We start from the raw sequence: 15,458 nt of genomic DNA on the forward strand, positions 1-15,458 counted from the left end.
CGACGTTACTTTTCGATCCAATCCAACAAAACGGCACGGGCCTCGGAGAAGGGGATCGTTAAAGACGGCCGTTCCACCTGCAAATATCCTCTCTCGCAATTGGGCGACGAGAGCGAAGCAGCCAAGGCATCCCGACGCTGTCGGGCGATGTCATGCAGATCTCGGTCGGACAACAGGCCTGGATCGGCTTTCGCGACAGCGACGAAATCGTAGAGGTCTCGCCCTGTAAACCCGGCGGCGCGATAGTGAAGCTTCTGGCCCAGTATTTCCTTGTCGCGCATGGTTTGGATAGGACCTTCCACGCCCTCCACTCTGGTCGGCTGCGGCTTCAGATCGGGAAATACCGGCGCGACGGTGAGGAAATCAAGCTCTCCTTCCGGATATTCGAGACGAAGGTGATTTGCCTGCTCGCTATATCCCTGCATCTCCGCTGAATCCCGATCATTGAGGCGCGGCGAAAGATAGGAAAGATATTGAACGTCGTTGATGAAAATATCGATATCATGGCTCTGCCGGTGGAGATATCGCAGCATCAGCACGGTTCCGCCGCCCCAAACCCAATCGCGCCGGTCGAGCCCGACTGCTTCAAGCCGGGAAACGGCCCGCCGGATCAGTGACCGCCATGCTTCCATTGCTGCGCATCCTCCAGTTCAATCCCGTAAAGGCCCGAAAATCGCTCCTTCAGCGCATCGAACGGTAGCTCGATTTCCCGTGCCAGCGTTGCCAGCCTATAGAGCGGCGTTTCGGACAGTGCTTGGAAGACCCGCGCCTTTTCCGCCTCCGTAGGCTCGTCGCCTAAAAGGATGGCCCGCAAACGCTCCGCCGGCAGATGGCCGTAGCTTATTCCGCCATGCGCTGCTGCCGATTCAAGCGCTGTTCTCCTTTGCATCCTCTTTACTCCGCCGGATAAAGCGCATCGAGAATCTTCTTAGCATCATGCCGCGCATCCAGCATGCCGTAGGTGGTGCGCCACTGTCCCGCGAGGCGGGTTTCAACGAAGGCGTCGGCGATTTCTTCCATGCCGAGGTGCTTGAGTTCCGCCCCGGCTGCGGCGAGCGCCAGTTGTTCCGTCAGCAGGCGGGCGGCACCTTCATCCGAAGTCGTCACACTCATCGCGGCGCGCAGCACATCGCCCGTGCCCTGCCCGCTGCGGCCGAGTTGCCGGGCGATCCAGGCCAGCACATCATCGAATAGCTTCGGCGCGCGTAATAGCACGCGGCGCACATCGAGCGCCATGACATTGCCGGAGCCTTCCCAGATCGCATTGACCGGCGCTTCCCGGTAATAGCGGGCTAGATTGCCTTCCTCAATATAGCCATTGCCGCCGAGACACTCCATCGCCTCGTAGAGAAGCGCCGGGGCGATCTTCGCGACCCAATATTTGACCACGGGGGTCATGACACGGGCGAAAGCCGCCTCGGTGCGGTCGATGGCCGCTATGTCGAAGGCGCGGGCGAGTCGGAGCGACAGGGCGGTCGCTCCCGCCACGTCGAGCGCCATGTCGGCCAGTACCCGCTGCATCAGCGGCTGATCGATGAGCGGCGATCCGAAAACCTGGCGATGGCGGGCGTGGTGCACGGCTTCCGCCAGCCCCGCCCGCATCAGCCCGGCGGAAGCGATGGCGCAATCGAGCCGCGTCAGCGTCACCATGTCGATGATGGTTTTCACGCCATCGCCCGGCTTGCCGACCATCTGGCCCAGCGTCTCCTCGAATTCCACTTCCGACGAAGCGTTGGAACGGTTGCCGAGCTTATCCTTGAGGCGCTGGAATCTGAGGCCGTTGGAAGATCCATCCGGCAGCATGCGCGGCACGAGGAAGCAGGAAAGCCCCTCTGCGGCTTGCGCCAGTACCAGAAAGGCATCCGACATTGGCGCGGAGAGAAACCATTTATGGCCGGTGATACGGTAGAAGCCATTGCCCGCCCGGTCGGCCTTGGTGGTGTTGGCGCGCACATCCGTGCCGCCCTGTTTCTCCGTCATGCCCATACCGAGCGTCAGCCCGGTCTTCTTGGCAGGGGCACGTTGGCTCGGGTCGTATTTGCGGGTGAGGATGAGCGGCGCCCATTCCTTGTAGAGATTCGGGCTCGCCATGATGGCGGCGAGCGAGGCATTGGTCATGGTGACCGGGCAGAGATGCCCGGTCTCCAGTTGCGCGGTCAGATAGAAGCGCGCCGCGCGGACCTGGTGGCGGCGGCTCGCCTCGCCCTGCCCGTCCTCCCAGATGGAAGAATGAAGCCCCTGCGCGATCGAGCGGCGCATCAGCGCGTGATAGGCAGGGTGGTAATCCACCTGATCGAGACGCCTGCCCTGCCGGTCATGGGTCTTGAGCTTGGGCAGCTCGGTATTGGCGAGCCGCGCCAGATCCTGCGCCTCCGCCGACAGGACGAAGCGGCCCGACTGCTCCAGATCGCTATGCAGCGCCTTCGGGAAGCCGGACGTGATGCGCATGAGCAACGGGTCGCCAAGATAGGCGTTGGTGCCGGTCATCGGCGGCGTCTGGTTGGTGACCTCGTGCGTTTTCAAAGGCAGTTCCCATTATGAATTTGACAGCCCCCTGTCCAAAACGGGGCCGGCAGGCAAAGAATATATGATCTCGTAGCGAGATACCCTAAATTTTTCATCCACCTATATACATTGCTTGCGGGCTGTTCGCACCGGGGCCTTCCGGCGGCTTGGAACCGCCGCGGCGCATAAATGCGGCGGAAAAAAGCTATGGAGCGGTTCTTCCTATTCCATCGCGGCGAGAACCGCTCTATAGGGGTGTTTTAACATGATATCGAACCCAGCCTCCCCCATCTTTCCTCACCGCCACCTGCTTGGCATCAAGGGCCTTTCCCCGCAGGATATCACCTGCCTTCTCGACCTGGCCGACGAGGCCGTGGCGATTTCCCGCCAGCCCGAGAAGAAAAAGGCCGTGCTGCGCGGGCGCACCCAGATCAACCTCTTCTTCGAATCGTCGACGCGGACGCAGTCTTCCTTTGAGCTGGCCGGAAAGCGGCTGGGCGCGGATGTGATGAACATGTCAGTGGGCAATTCGTCGGTGAAGAAGGGCGAAACGCTCATCGACACGGCGATGACGCTCAACGCCATGCGGCCCGACATCCTCGTCATCCGCCACGCCTCGGCGGGGGCGGCGGCGCTGCTGGCGCAGAAGGTCGGCTGCTCGGTGGTCAATGCCGGCGACGGCGCGCATGAGCACCCGACCCAGGCGCTGCTCGACGCGCTCACCATCCGCCGCGCCAAGGGCCGGATCGCGGGGCTCACCATCGCCATCTGCGGCGACGTGCTGCACTCGCGCGTGGCGCGATCCAATATCCTGGCGCTTCATGCGCTCGGCGCACGCCTGCGCGTCGTCGCGCCCTCCACCCTGCTGCCGTCAGGCATCGCTGAGATGGGCGTCGAGGTATTCAACTCCATGGAGGAAGGATTGAAGGATGCTGATGTCGTCATGATGCTGCGACTCCAGCGCGAGCGCATGGCGGGCTCCTTCGTGCCTTCGGTGCGCGAATATTTCCATTATTACGGCCTCGATAGCGAGAAGCTGAAACATGCCAAGCCCGATGCGCTGGTCATGCATCCCGGCCCGATGAATCGCGGCGTCGAGATCGCCTCCGACGTCGCCGACGGACCTCAGAGCATGATCCAGAGCCAGGTGGAGATGGGCGTGGCCGTGCGCATGGCCGTCATGGAGGCGCTGCTCGACCCGCGCCGCAACGATGAGCAGACGGGGAGCCGGGCATGAGCGCGACCGTTTTCGAAAACGCCCGTATCGTCGATCCCTCGCGCGGGCTGGATGAGGTCGGCACCGTCATCGTCAAGGATGGCTCGATCGTCGCGGCGGGCGCAGATGCGCTGGGTCAGGGCACGCCTGAAGGGGCTGAGCGCATCGACGCCACCGGCAAGACGATCATTCCCGGGCTGGTCGATGCCCGCGTCTTCATCGGCGAGCCGGGCGCGGAACACCGCGAAACCATTGCCTCGGCTAGCCGGGCTGCGGCGGCGGGCGGCGTCACTTCCATCATCATGATGCCGGACACCGATCCTGTGATCGATTCGGTCGCACTGGTCGAATTCGTCAAGCGCACCGCGCGGGACACCGCCATCGTCAACATTCACCCGGCGGCGGCGATCACCAAGGGCCTTCACGGCGAGGAGATGACCGAGTTCGGCCTTCTGAAGGAAGCCGGCGCGGTTGCGATCACCGAGGGGCGCAAGACCATCGCCAACACGCTGTTGATGCGCCGGGCGCTGACCTACGCGCGCGATTTCGGCATGGTGGTGGCGCATGAGACGCACGATCCATACCTTGCCGCCAATGGCGTCATGAACGAGGGGCTGTTCGCCAGCTGGCTGGGCCTGCCCGGCATTCCGCGCGAGGCGGAAGTCATCCCGCTCGAGCGCGATTTACGGCTGGCGGCGCTGACGCGCAGCAAATACCACGCCGCGCAAATCTCCACCGGCCTTTCGGCGGAAGCGATTCTGCGCGCCAAGGATCAAGGCCTGCCTGTCACGGCGGGCATTTCGATCAACCATCTCTCGCTCAACGAGAACGATATCGGCGAATTCCGCACCTTCTACCGCCTCTCGCCGCCCTTGCGGACCGAGGAAGACCGGCTGGCGATGGTGGAAGCCGTGCGCGCGGGCGTGATCGACCTCGTCGCTTCCGCCCATGATCCGCAGGACGTGGACACCAAGCGCCTGCCCTTCGCAGACGCGGCAGCAGGCGCGATCGGCCTCGAAACGCTGCTGACGGCAGCGCTCAGGCTTTATCACAATGGCAGCCTGCCGCTTATCCGAATCGTCGAGGTGCTCTCCACCGCTCCGGCGCGGATCTTCGGCCTCAACGCGGGTACGCTGAAGCCCGGGGCACCGGCGGATCTGGCGGTTGTCGATCTCGACGAGCCGTGGATCGTTGAGGAAAAATATCTGCTTTCACGCTCGAAGAACAGCTGTTTCGAGGGCGCACGCTTCCAAGGCCGCGTTTTGCAGACTATGGTGGCGGGGAAAACCGTGTTCAACCTTTAAAGCGGCCAAATGGATATGTGTGCGCCAGTCACCCACTTCTGCGCGTATCCAAGTTTCTCCCTTCAATGCCCGGAGAGCGGCGAATGACCGATTCGATCATGCTTCAGGCAGGCCTTCTTTCCGTTCTGGCCGCGCTTGTTTTCGGCTATCTGCTCGGCTCGATCCCCTTCGGCCTGATCCTGACGCGGCTTGCAGGTCTCGGCGATGTGCGCTCCATCGGCTCGGGCAATATCGGCGCGACGAATGTGCTGCGCACCGGCAACAAGAAGCTCGCGGCGGCCACGCTCATTCTCGACGCACTGAAAGGCACGGCTGCCGTGCTGATCGCGCGGCATTGGGGGCTGGAAGCCGCGCTTGCCGCCGGTTTCGGCGCATTTGTGGGACATATCTTTCCCGTCTGGCTCGGCTTCAAGGGCGGCAAGGGCGTCGCGACCTATCTGGGTGTGCTGATCGGCCTTGCCTGGAAGGGCGCGCTCATCTTCGCCGCAGTCTGGCTTATCGTGGCTTTCCTCACCCGGTATTCATCGCTTTCCGCCCTCGTCGCGGCTGTCGTGGTGCCCATCGCGCTCTATTTCATGGGGCTCCACGATACGGCGCTGCTCCTCGCGCTCATGAGCGTCATCATTTTCATCAAGCACCAAGCCAATATTTCCCGCCTCCTCAACGACACCGAGGGAAAGATCGGAGCCAAGAAGTGACGCTATCTTTCCGTCATCCTCAGGACATCCTCGGGTTTCACCCGAGGACTTCGGATGACGAACACGCGCCTCGTCAATAAGGACCACGAGCAGGATGCCCCCTTCAACGCCATCGCATCCTGCTCGTGGCATTCGCCTCTCCCGCCGGCAGCGGCTCAACTGGCTGCGCTTGATCCGCAGCGAAAATGTCGGCCCCGTCACCTTTCGCGATCTCATCTCGCATTTCGGCTCTGCCAACGATGCACTGGAAATGCTGCCCGAGCTCATGTATCGCGGCGGCGGCAAACGGCCTATTCGCGTGGTGAGTATGGAGGAAGCCGAACGGGAGCTGGAGCAAATCGAGCGGATGGGCGCGCAGCTCATCGGCATGGGCGAGCCGGAATATCCGCCCTATCTGCGCCATTACGAGGCCCCGCCGCCGCTGCTCGTCGTCAAGGGCGATACGCGCGTGTTCGGCGCGCCGCCGGTCGCGATCGTCGGCGCGCGCAACTCCTCGCTCGCGGGCAACCGTTTTACCCAGCGGCTGGTGCGCGAGCTTGGCGCGGCGGGTTTCGCCATCGTCTCCGGGCTCGCCCGCGGCATCGATGCCGCCGCCCATGAAGCGAGCCTGGAGACAGGCACCATCGCCGTGCTCGCGGGCGGGCTCGACAAGCCCTACCCACCCGAAAACCTGCATCTCTATAAAGCCATTCCCGCCGGGAATGGCGCGCTTGTCAGCGAGATGCCGATGGGCTGGGAGCCGCGCGCCCGCGATTTTCCCCGCCGCAACCGTATCATCGCCGGCATATCGCTGGGCCTCGTCGTCGTCGAAGCCGCCGACCGCTCAGGCTCGCTGATCAGCGCCCGGCTGGCGGGCGAAATGGGCCGGCTGCTCTTCGCCGTGCCCGGCTCGCCACTCGATCCGCGCTCGGTGGGCACCAACAAGCTGATCAAGAACGGAGCCATTCTCGTGACCGATGCCAATGACGTTATCGACGCGCTAACGCCGCTCATCGGCAAGGAGCCGGCCCGAGGCGAGTTGCCGCTGCGAAGCCCCGGCGAACGGCTCGACGAGGCAGCGAACGAACCCATGCCGCTTCTCACCGATGAGGAGCGTGAGCGCCTGATCGAAGCCCTGAGCCCGACACCGACGGCTGTGGACGATCTGATCCGCCACACCCGCCTGCACCCGTCACAGGTATTCCTCGTCCTGCTCGAACTCGATCTGGCAGGACGGCTCAACCGTCATTCCGGCGGGTCAGTCTCTCTTCTCCCCGCCTGAGTCCTGCTGTTCGTGCCACATGGCCTCCTCGCTCTCGATAACTGCCATTCCGATGAAGTAAGCCAGCATCGGGAAATTGGCATTGTGCGCCATTCCGTGCAGTTCCTCGAGCAGTTGGTGGATATAAGAAAGGGTTTCAGTACGTGTTGTAGTCGGATTGTTCATGGCAGACCTGAAAATTTTTGATCGACAAAGGATGGCGTTCGATATGCTAATAATCGGGTCGAATGCGTACGGTTTATCAATAGATCATTTCATGGTAATACTATCGCCGATTTTAAAATGATATGAAGCAACCAAAGATTGCATTTAATGGAAAATTAGCACCCAGCCCTTGACCAAATGGAAAGGGCTGTTCATTTGGGAAGCGAATTTTACCTCGCCCGTTGAAATTTATGTAGAGGCGGGGCCAGTTAGAGACAATTATGAACGTCGTCGTCGTGGAATCGCCTGCCAAGGCAAAAACAATCAACAAATATCTGGGTTCCGGTTACAAGGTCCTGGCCTCGTTCGGCCATGTTCGGGACCTGCCGCCCAAAGACGGGTCAGTGCGCCCGGACGAAGACTTTGCCATGTCCTGGGAGGTCGACGGCCCCGCCGCCAAGCGTTTGAACGACATCGCCAAGGCGGTGAGGGAGAGCGACGGCCTCATTCTCGCAACCGACCCGGATCGCGAGGGCGAAGCCATCTCGTGGCATATTCTCGAAGTGCTGCGGCAGAAGAAGGCGCTGGGCTCGAAATCGGTCAAGCGCGTCGCCTTCAACGCCATTACCAAGAAGTCCGTGCTCGACGCCATGGCGAGCCCACGCGAGATCGACATGCCGCTGGTGGACGCCTATCTCGCTCGCCGTGCGCTCGATTATCTCGTCGGCTTCAATCTCTCGCCCGTGCTCTGGCGCAAGCTGCCCGGCGCGCGTTCGGCCGGCCGCGTCCAATCGGTGGCGCTGCGCCTCATCTGCGAGCGCGAGGAGGAGATCGAGCGCTTCATCCGCGAGGAATATTGGAACATTGCTGCCATCCTGAAGACGCCGCGCGATGATTCGTTCGAGGCGCGGCTCACCGCCTATAACGGCAAGAAACTCGGCAAGCTCGACATCAAGAACGCCGAACAGGCCAACGCCATCAAGGCGATGCTGAACGGCGCAAATTTCCGCGCCTTGTCCGTCGAGGCGAAGCCGACGAAACGCAACCCGGCCCCGCCCTTCACCACCTCGACGCTGCAGCAGGCGGCTTCCGCCAAGCTCGGCTTCTCCTCCGACCGCACGATGAAGATCGCCCAGCGGCTCTATGAGGGCATCGATATCGGCGGCGAGACGGCGGGTCTCATCACCTATATGCGTACAGACGGCGTGCAGATGGACCCGGACGCCATCCAGGCGGCGCGGCGCGCCATCGGCAGCGGCTTCGGCGAAAAATATGTGCCTGAGAAGCCGCGTTATTATTCGACCAAGGCCAAGAACGCGCAGGAAGCGCACGAAGCGATCCGTCCCACCGATTTCGCGCGCCATCCCAAGGAAATGCGCAAATATCTCGACGAGGATCAGGCGAAGCTCTACGACCTGATCTGGAAGCGCGCCATCGCCAGCCAGATGCAGTCCGCCGATATCGAGCGCACGACCGTGGAGATCGAGGCGGCAAATGGCGGTGAGACGGCGCAGCTGCGCGCCACCGGCTCCGTCATCCGCTTCGACGGCTTCATCGCCGCCTATACCGAGCACCGCGAGGAAGAGGAAGACGACGAGGAAGGCGGTCGCCTGCCGGAAATCCGCGCGAATGAGGCGCTGGCGCGTGAGGCCATCAACGCCACGCAGCATTCGACCGAACCGCCGCCGCGCTATTCCGAAGCGACCCTCGTCAAAAAGATGGAAGAAATCGGCATCGGCCGGCCATCCACCTATGCGGCGACGATCAGCACCCTGCGCGACCGCGAATATGTGACCATCGACAAGCGCAAGCTCGTCCCAGAGCCCAAGGGGCGGCTGGTGACGGCCTTCCTCGAAAGTTTTTTCGACCGCTATGTGGAATATGATTTCACGGCAGATCTGGAGGAAAAGCTCGACCTCATCTCCGACGGCAAGCTCCGCTGGAAGGACGTGCTGCGTGATTTCTGGGCGAATTTTTCCGCCGCTGTCGGCAATACCAAGGAATTGCGCGTCACCGAGGTGCTGGATGCGCTGAACGAGGAGTTGAGCCCCCTCGTCTTCCCCGCGCGCGAGGATGGCAGCAACCCGCGCAGCTGCCCGACCTGCGGCACGGGCACCCTGTCCTTGAAGCTTGGCAAGTTCGGCGCCTTTGTGGGATGCTCGAACTATCCGGAGTGCAAGTTCACCCGCCAGCTCGGCGGCGACGCCAATGGCGAGGCCGGGACCGCAGGCAGCGACGAGCCGAAATCGCTTGGCAAGGATCCCTTTACGGGCGAGGAAATCACCGTGCGCACCGGCCGGTTCGGCCCCTATATCCAGCGCGGCGAAGGCAAGGATGCCAAGCGGGCCAGCCTGCCGAAAGGCTGGACCATGGACACCATAGACCATGAGAAGGCAGTAGCGCTGTTGTCGCTGCCGCGTGACATCGGGCAGCATCCCGAGACCGGCAAGATGATCTCCGCCGGCATCGGGCGCTACGGCCCCTATGTCATGCATGACGGCACTTATGCGAATGTCGAGAGCGTCGAGGAAGTGTTCTCCATCGGCATTAACAGAGCCGTCACCGTGCTGGCGGACAAGCAGGCGAAGGGCGGAGGGCGGGGCCGCTCGACGCCCGCGGCGCTGGCGACGCTCGGCGACCACCCCGATGGCGGCGCCATCACCGTGCGCGACGGACGCTACGGGCCTTATGTGAACTGGGGCAAGGTCAATGCCACCCTGCCGAAAGGCAAGGACCCTGCAACCGTGACGCTGGAAGAAGCGTTGGTGTTTATCGCGGAGAAGGCGGGCGCTTCACCGGGGAAGAAGAAGGCACCTGCCAAGGCGAAGGCGGCGGCGAAGAGCACGGTTAAGACGACGAAGAAAACCGCGAAGGCGGAATAGAAATCTATGATCTCGCCAATCACCCCCCTCTGCCCTGCCGGGCATCTCCCCCTCAAGGGGGGAGATTACGCCCTCATAGGCGTCCTGCACCAATCGGAGAGGTTGGAGAAGGAAGGCCGAGGGTGGCGTCAGCCAATCTCCCCCCTTGAGGGGGAGATGTCCGGCAGGACAGAGGGGGGTACTGTCCCGCCAACATTTCCCTTTGAAAAGAAAAGGCTCTAGGATTTGGCGCGGCGGATTTCAAAACCTTCAAAACCGGAGCGGGCAGCAAAGCCTGCGCACCTTCCCACGCGCGACGACATCCTGACCTTCATCAACGAAAATCCGGACAAGGCGGGCAAGCGCGATATCGCCAAGGCCTTCAACCTGAAAGGCGAGGCGCGGGTTTATTTGAAGGACTTGCTGCGCGATCTCGCCGATGAAGGGCTGATCGAAAAGCGCGCCAAGCGGCTGACGACCAAGGGCGCGCTGCCCCATGTCACGGTCCTCGACATTACGGGCCGGGACAAGGATGGCGGTCTCATCGCCAAGCCGGCGGAGTGGACAGGTGCGGAAGACACCGCGCCGCAGGTGCTGATCCGGCTTTCGCGCGGCGACAAGGGCCCTGCCCCCGGCGTGGGCGACCGCGTGCTTGCCAAGACCTTCCCTTCGGCGGAGCGAACCGGCCCTGTCTATACCGCCCGCATCATCAAGCGGCTGGAGCATCGCCGCGCCGCAGTGCTCGGTGTGCTGCGCCAGATTCGCGCGGGCGAATGGCGGCTGGAGCCGGTGGACCGCCGCCAGCCGGAACTGATCATTGACGCCGATGCGCTCAATGGCGCGAAGCCCGGCGATCTGGTCGAGGTGGATGTCGCCCGCGCCGCCGGGCGCTATGGCCTGCCCCGCGCCAGCGTGCGCGATGTAGTGGGCTCGGTGGACAGCGAAAAGGCGCTATCGATGATCGCCATCCACGCTCACGAGATCCCGCATGTGTTTCCCGAAGCGGCGCTTCGCGAGGCGGAAGAGGCAAAACCGGCGACCATGGCGCATCGCGAGGATTGGCGCGCCGTTCCGCTCGTGACCATCGACCCCGCCGACGCCAAGGACCATGACGACGCGGTCTATGCCGAACCGGACCCTGATCCCGCCAATCCCGGCGGCCACATCGTCACGGTCGCGATTGCCGATGTGGCGGCCTATGTGCAGCCGGGCACGGCGCTCGACCGCGAGGCGCTGAAGCGCGGCAATTCGGTCTATTTCCCCGACCGGGTGGTGCCGATGCTGCCGGAGCGGATCTCCAACGATCTCTGCTCGCTGAAGGAACTCGTCGACCGCCCTGCCCTTGCCGTTCGCATGGTCTTCACTGCCGATGGCCGCAAGCGTGCCCACAAATTCCACCGGATCATGATGCGCTCCGCCGCCCGCCTCGCCTACACACAGGCGCAGGCGGCCATAGACGGCGCGCCGGACGAGAAGACCGGCCCGATCCTGGACACGGTGCTGAAGCCACTCTGGGAGGCCTATGCAGCGCTCAAACGTGGGCGCGACGCGCGCGAGCCGCTGGAACTCGACCTGCCGGAGAAGAAGATCCTCCTCACGCCTGAGGGCAAGGTGGACAAGGTTATCATTCCGCCCCGACTCGATGCGCATAAGCTCATCGAAGAGTTCATGATCCAGGCGAATGTCGCCGCGGCGGAGACGCTGGAAAAGCAGCGGCAGAAGCTGATCTACCGTATCCATGACGCGCCCTCGATGGCCAAGCAGGAATCCTTGCGCGAGTTCCTGCGCACGCTCGACATGAGCCTCGCCAAAGGCGCGCAGTTGAAGCCCGGCCAGTTCAACAAGATCCTCAGCCAAGTCGAGGGCAGCGCGCATGAAGAGCTGGTCAATCAGGTGGTGCTGCGCTCGCAAAGCCAGGCCGAATATAATCCTGACAATATCGGCCATTTCGGCTTGAACCTCATGCGCTATGCGCATTTCACCTCGCCGATCCGCCGCTATGCCGACCTTATCGTCCACCGCGCGCTGATCCGGGCGCTCGACCTCGGCCCCGGCGGCCTGACATCGGACGAGGAAGCGCATCTCGATGAGATTGCCGCGCTCATCTCGGCCACCGAGCGCCGCGCCATGGCGGCGGAGCGCGACACCATCGACCGGCTGATCGCCCATCATCTGGCCGGGCAGGTCGGCAATGAGTTCCAGGGCCGGATTTCCGGCGTCACCAAGGCCGGGCTCTTCGTCCAGCTTGCGACATATGGCGCAGATGGCTTCATCCCCATTTCAACGCTTAGGTCTGAGTATTATCTCTACGATGAGGCGAACCACACCCTTGCCGGCGAACGCAGCGGCAAGGGCTATCGCCTCGGCGATATTGTCGATGTCAGGCTGGTCGAGGCGCTGCCGATAGCCGGGGCGCTCCGCTTCGAGATGGTCTCGGAGCCGCATCCCCTGCCCGCCTCGATGCGCTCGCACCATAAATCGAGCCGCGCCATGCGTGGCCGCCGGGGCAAGCCGTCAGGCATCCCCCGGTCAAAGCGGAGAGGACGCCAATGAACCAGTCAATCGATGACCGCCAAGTTTTCGGCGGCGCAACTGCCGCCGCCCGTCCGCAGCGCCCCCTCTTGCAAGCCATGTGGCGCGGCTTCTGCGGTCGCTGCCCGCATTGCGGCGAAGGCAAACTGTTCCGCGCCTTCGTCAAGCCGGTCGACTCGTGCGAGGCCTGCGGCGAGGAATATCACCACCAGCGCGCCGACGACCTCCCCGCTTATTTGACGATCTTCATCGTCGGCCATGTCGTGGTCGCGGGCTTTATGGGCGTCGAGGCAACGCTCACGCTGCCGCTCTGGGCGCATATGGCGATGTGGGGACCGCTAACAGTGCTCCTCTCGCTGCTCCTCCTGCAGCCGCTCAAGGGCGCCACCATCGGGCTGCAATGGGCGTATTATATGCATGGGTTCGGCGGAGAGACGGAGCATCTTTAGTGGTTCGCGAATCGGCTTGGCTCCCTTCCCTCCCCCTTGCGGGGAGGGTGGCCCGAAGGGTCGGGTGGGGGTGGTGACGCGTACGCTACATTCTTCGAAGCAAGCGCAAACGTCACCACCCCCATCCGTCCGCTAACGCGGCCACCTTCCCCGCAAGGGGGAAGGAGGGAGCGCACCTCCGCGGCCTTCATTCGATAATGGAACACTCCAATAAGAGTCTCCCAATGACAGACGCGGCCCACCCCACCGCCTGGCGCTCGCTCGCCGCTGCCATCGCCACGATCAGCGCGGTCGGCATGGCGATCGGCCTTGGCATTCCTCTCCTGAGCGTGCTCCTCGAATCGCGCGGCTATTCGGCCAGCCTCATCGGCGCGAACACGGCCGTGGCGGGCATTGCCTCCATCGCCGCCGCCCCGCTCGCCGCGCCCATCGCGGCACGGTTCGGCGTGGTGCGGTCGATCCTGGCGATGCTTCTCACCGGCGGCTTCGCCTTTCTCGGCTTCCATTTCTTCGATGCGCTCTGGGCCTGGTTCGCCCTGCGGATCGTGCTGCACTTCTCGCTGACCGTCCTCTTCGTCCTGTCGGAATACTGGATCAACGCTTCCGCCCCGCCTGAAAAGCGCGGGCTGGTGCTCGGCGTTTACGCCACCATGCTCTCGCTCGGCTTCGCAGCAGGCCCCTGGCTCTTCTCCCAGATCGGCAGCACGGGCATGATGCCCTTCGCCGCGGGCTTCGCCATCATCATGCTGGCAACGATCCCCGTGCTTCTCGCCTGGAGGGACAGCCCGGATTTCGACGATGGCGAGCATGTGCCGTTCCTGCCCTATATCTTCGCCGTGCCGACCGCGACGGCAGCCGTCTTCGTCTTCGGCGCGGTGGAGACCGGCGGCTTCGCCCTCTTCCCGGTCTTCGGCACCCGTGTCGGCTATACGGAAAGCGAGGCGGCTCTGCTGCTCACCATGATCGGGCTCGGCAATGTGCTCCTGCAGATCCCCCTTGGCATCGTCAGCGACCGGGTGCGCGACCGCCGCAACCTCCTCATCGTCTGCGCTGCGATCGGCCTTGCGGGCATGGCCATCCTGCCCTTCATCATCGGCAACTGGTATCTGGTGGCCGCTCTCCTCTTCGTCTGGGGCGGCGTGGTGGCGGGCCTCTATACGGTGGGCCTCGCGCATCTCGGCTCCAAGCTGACCGGACGCGAGCTTGCCTCTGCCAACGCCGCCTTCGTCTTCTGCTATGCGCTTGGCATGCTGGCGGGACCGCAAGCAGTCGGCATCGGCATGGATGCGATGGGGCCGAAGGGCTTCGCCGTGGTGCTCGGCATATTTTTCGCGCTTTATATGCTGATAGCGCTCCTCCGGCTATTTGTGTCCAAGAAGCGGGGTTGACTTTTGCCGGTATATTCGTAGTGTCGCGCCGAATTTCCGCTGCCGGATGAAATCGCCGGAATCGCAGGCGGTTTCAATTTAAAAAGAGCAGGACTTCAGAAAATGGCCAAGGCTACGACCATCAAGATCAAGCTTTTGTCGACCGCCGACACCGGCTTCTTCTACGTTACGACGAAGAACAGCCGTACGATGACGGAAAAGATGACGAAGCGTAAGTACGACCCGATTGCGAAGAAGCACGTCGAGTTCAAGGAAACCAAGATCAAGTAATCGCTTGGTTTTTAGGTTTGAAGAACGCCGTCCGAAAGGGCGGCGTTTTTGTTTGTGCGGCCCAAACCGCTGTTGCTGTGGAGATGTCGAGGCATGGATTCCTGTGACAAGCACAGGAATGACGGAGGTGGAGATGGCTACTCTCAGCGAGAACCGTTGTGCAGGCTGCAAGGTTGAAGATTATTAGCGACATTAAAGCAATCCGTCATTCCTGTGCTTGTCACAGGAATCCATGCCTTGACATCTCCATCTCACAACGGTTCAAATCAGACGAGGTGCCAAGCAATATCGTGCCAATGAGGATTATTCTGCTCGATGAGATTGATCTTCCACTGGCGGGGCCATTTCTTGATGGTCTTTTCGCGAGTGATGGCGTCGGTAATCAGTTCATATTCGTCAAACCACACCAGTCGCATGACACCGTATCGGGATGCGAACTGCGAACCCTGCCCGGAACGATGTTGCAACAGTCGTCCCGCCAGGTCGCTCGTCACGCCGATGTAAAGCGTCCCGTTCTTTTGCGACGCCAGGATATAAACATATCCCCTTCGAGCCATGGACAGATATCTTCAATGTGAACCGTTGTTTTGGTGGAGATGTCGAGGCACGGATTCCTGTAACAAGCACAGGAATGACGGAAGTTCAAAAAGGGGGTCGGTCGGCGATGAGGCAGCGGTACGAGGATTCCACTTTTGTGCCAACGCCGACCGACCGACCCCACGGACCCAGGAGATGCGGCGGACCTGAGCATCATGGGGCATTGCCTGCGCGGTCGCTCCTGCTACGCGCTCTTACACTGTAGAAATTTGCTCAAATGTGGGAAAAAAGCA

Annotated in this window: 14 protein-coding genes; 9 read left to right on the forward strand and 5 right to left on the reverse strand. The window is 62.4% G+C overall.

Annotated features, from left to right (window positions below; genetic code table 11):
* Window positions 1-5 precede the first annotated feature (5 nt).
* Genes ACOWVG_RS11465 through ACOWVG_RS11475 form a run of 3 tightly spaced genes read right to left on the reverse strand, consistent with a single transcriptional unit; the run spans window position 6 to window position 2,523 of the window.
* Window positions 6-632: a nucleotidyl transferase AbiEii/AbiGii toxin family protein gene (locus ACOWVG_RS11465; protein WP_420962312.1), complete on the reverse strand. Its 627-nt coding sequence runs from the start codon at window positions 630-632 to the stop codon at window positions 6-8.
* Window positions 611-889 (reverse strand): hypothetical protein, encoded by a 279-nt coding sequence (locus ACOWVG_RS11470; RefSeq protein WP_420962313.1) that lies wholly within the window; start codon window positions 887-889, stop codon window positions 611-613. Before ACOWVG_RS11470 ends, ACOWVG_RS11465 begins: the two co-directional genes overlap by 22 nt.
* Window positions 890-894: 5 nt before the next feature.
* Window positions 895-2,523 (reverse strand): acyl-CoA dehydrogenase family protein, encoded by a 1,629-nt coding sequence (locus ACOWVG_RS11475; RefSeq protein ID WP_420962314.1) that lies wholly within the window; start codon window positions 2,521-2,523, stop codon window positions 895-897.
* Window positions 2,524-2,770: 247 nt separating this feature from the next.
* On the opposite strand from ACOWVG_RS11475, the gene ACOWVG_RS11480 reads away from it, so the two are divergent.
* From ACOWVG_RS11480 to dprA, 4 genes are all read left to right on the forward strand, one after another.
* Window positions 2,771-3,742 carry an aspartate carbamoyltransferase catalytic subunit gene (locus ACOWVG_RS11480; RefSeq protein WP_420962315.1) on the forward strand — a complete coding sequence of 324 codons (972 nt, stop codon included), beginning with the start codon at window positions 2,771-2,773 and terminating at the stop codon, window positions 3,740-3,742.
* Window positions 3,739-5,025: a dihydroorotase gene (locus ACOWVG_RS11485; RefSeq protein ID WP_420962316.1), complete on the forward strand. Its 1,287-nt coding sequence runs from the start codon at window positions 3,739-3,741 to the stop codon at window positions 5,023-5,025. Before ACOWVG_RS11480 ends, ACOWVG_RS11485 begins: the two co-directional genes overlap by 4 nt.
* Before the next feature lie 98 nt (window positions 5,026-5,123).
* Window positions 5,124-5,723, forward strand: a complete 600-nt coding sequence (gene plsY / locus ACOWVG_RS11490) for a glycerol-3-phosphate 1-O-acyltransferase PlsY (RefSeq protein ID WP_420962422.1) — start codon at window positions 5,124-5,126, stop codon at window positions 5,721-5,723.
* 94 nt (window positions 5,724-5,817) lie between these two features.
* Window positions 5,818-6,984 (forward strand): DNA-processing protein DprA, encoded by a 1,167-nt coding sequence (gene dprA, locus ACOWVG_RS11495; protein ID WP_420962317.1) that lies wholly within the window; start codon window positions 5,818-5,820, stop codon window positions 6,982-6,984.
* Here the strand turns inward: dprA and ACOWVG_RS11500 are convergent.
* Entirely contained in the window at window positions 6,961-7,149 is a 189-nt protein-coding gene (locus ACOWVG_RS11500; RefSeq protein ID WP_420962318.1) for a hypothetical protein, read from the reverse strand. The genes dprA and ACOWVG_RS11500 overlap by 24 nt on opposite strands.
* Before the next feature lie 260 nt (window positions 7,150-7,409).
* Here ACOWVG_RS11500 and topA point away from each other — a divergent pair, with 260 nt between their 5' ends.
* From topA to rpmG, 5 genes are all read left to right on the forward strand, one after another.
* Window positions 7,410-10,010 (forward strand): type I DNA topoisomerase, encoded by a 2,601-nt coding sequence (topA, locus tag ACOWVG_RS11505; RefSeq protein ID WP_420962319.1) that lies wholly within the window; start codon window positions 7,410-7,412, stop codon window positions 10,008-10,010.
* A 225-nt stretch (window positions 10,011-10,235) separates the two neighbouring features.
* On the forward strand, window positions 10,236-12,542 hold the full coding sequence (gene rnr / locus ACOWVG_RS11510) for a ribonuclease R (protein WP_420962320.1): 2,307 nt from the start codon (window positions 10,236-10,238) through the stop codon (window positions 12,540-12,542).
* Window positions 12,539-12,970, forward strand: coding sequence for a DUF983 domain-containing protein (locus tag ACOWVG_RS11515; protein ID WP_420962321.1), 432 nt, complete (start codon window positions 12,539-12,541; stop codon window positions 12,968-12,970). The genes rnr and ACOWVG_RS11515 overlap by 4 nt, the downstream gene beginning before the upstream one ends.
* A gap of 224 nt (window positions 12,971-13,194) precedes the next feature.
* Window positions 13,195-14,358 (forward strand): MFS transporter, encoded by a 1,164-nt coding sequence (locus tag ACOWVG_RS11520; protein WP_420962322.1) that lies wholly within the window; start codon window positions 13,195-13,197, stop codon window positions 14,356-14,358.
* A 102-nt stretch (window positions 14,359-14,460) separates the two neighbouring features.
* Window positions 14,461-14,628, forward strand: coding sequence for a 50S ribosomal protein L33 (gene rpmG, locus ACOWVG_RS11525; RefSeq protein ID WP_420962323.1), 168 nt, complete (start codon window positions 14,461-14,463; stop codon window positions 14,626-14,628).
* Between the two features lie 266 nt (window positions 14,629-14,894).
* On the opposite strand, the gene ACOWVG_RS11530 is transcribed toward rpmG, so the two are convergent.
* Complete coding sequence (locus ACOWVG_RS11530) at window positions 14,895-15,185, reverse strand: GIY-YIG nuclease family protein (RefSeq protein ID WP_420962324.1); 291 nt, start codon at window positions 15,183-15,185, stop codon at window positions 14,895-14,897.
* Between the last annotated feature and the right edge of the window lie 273 nt (window positions 15,186-15,458).

Source organism: Brucella sp. IR073 (assembly GCF_049065735.1).
Classification (GTDB): domain Bacteria; phylum Pseudomonadota; class Alphaproteobacteria; order Rhizobiales; family Rhizobiaceae; genus Paramesorhizobium.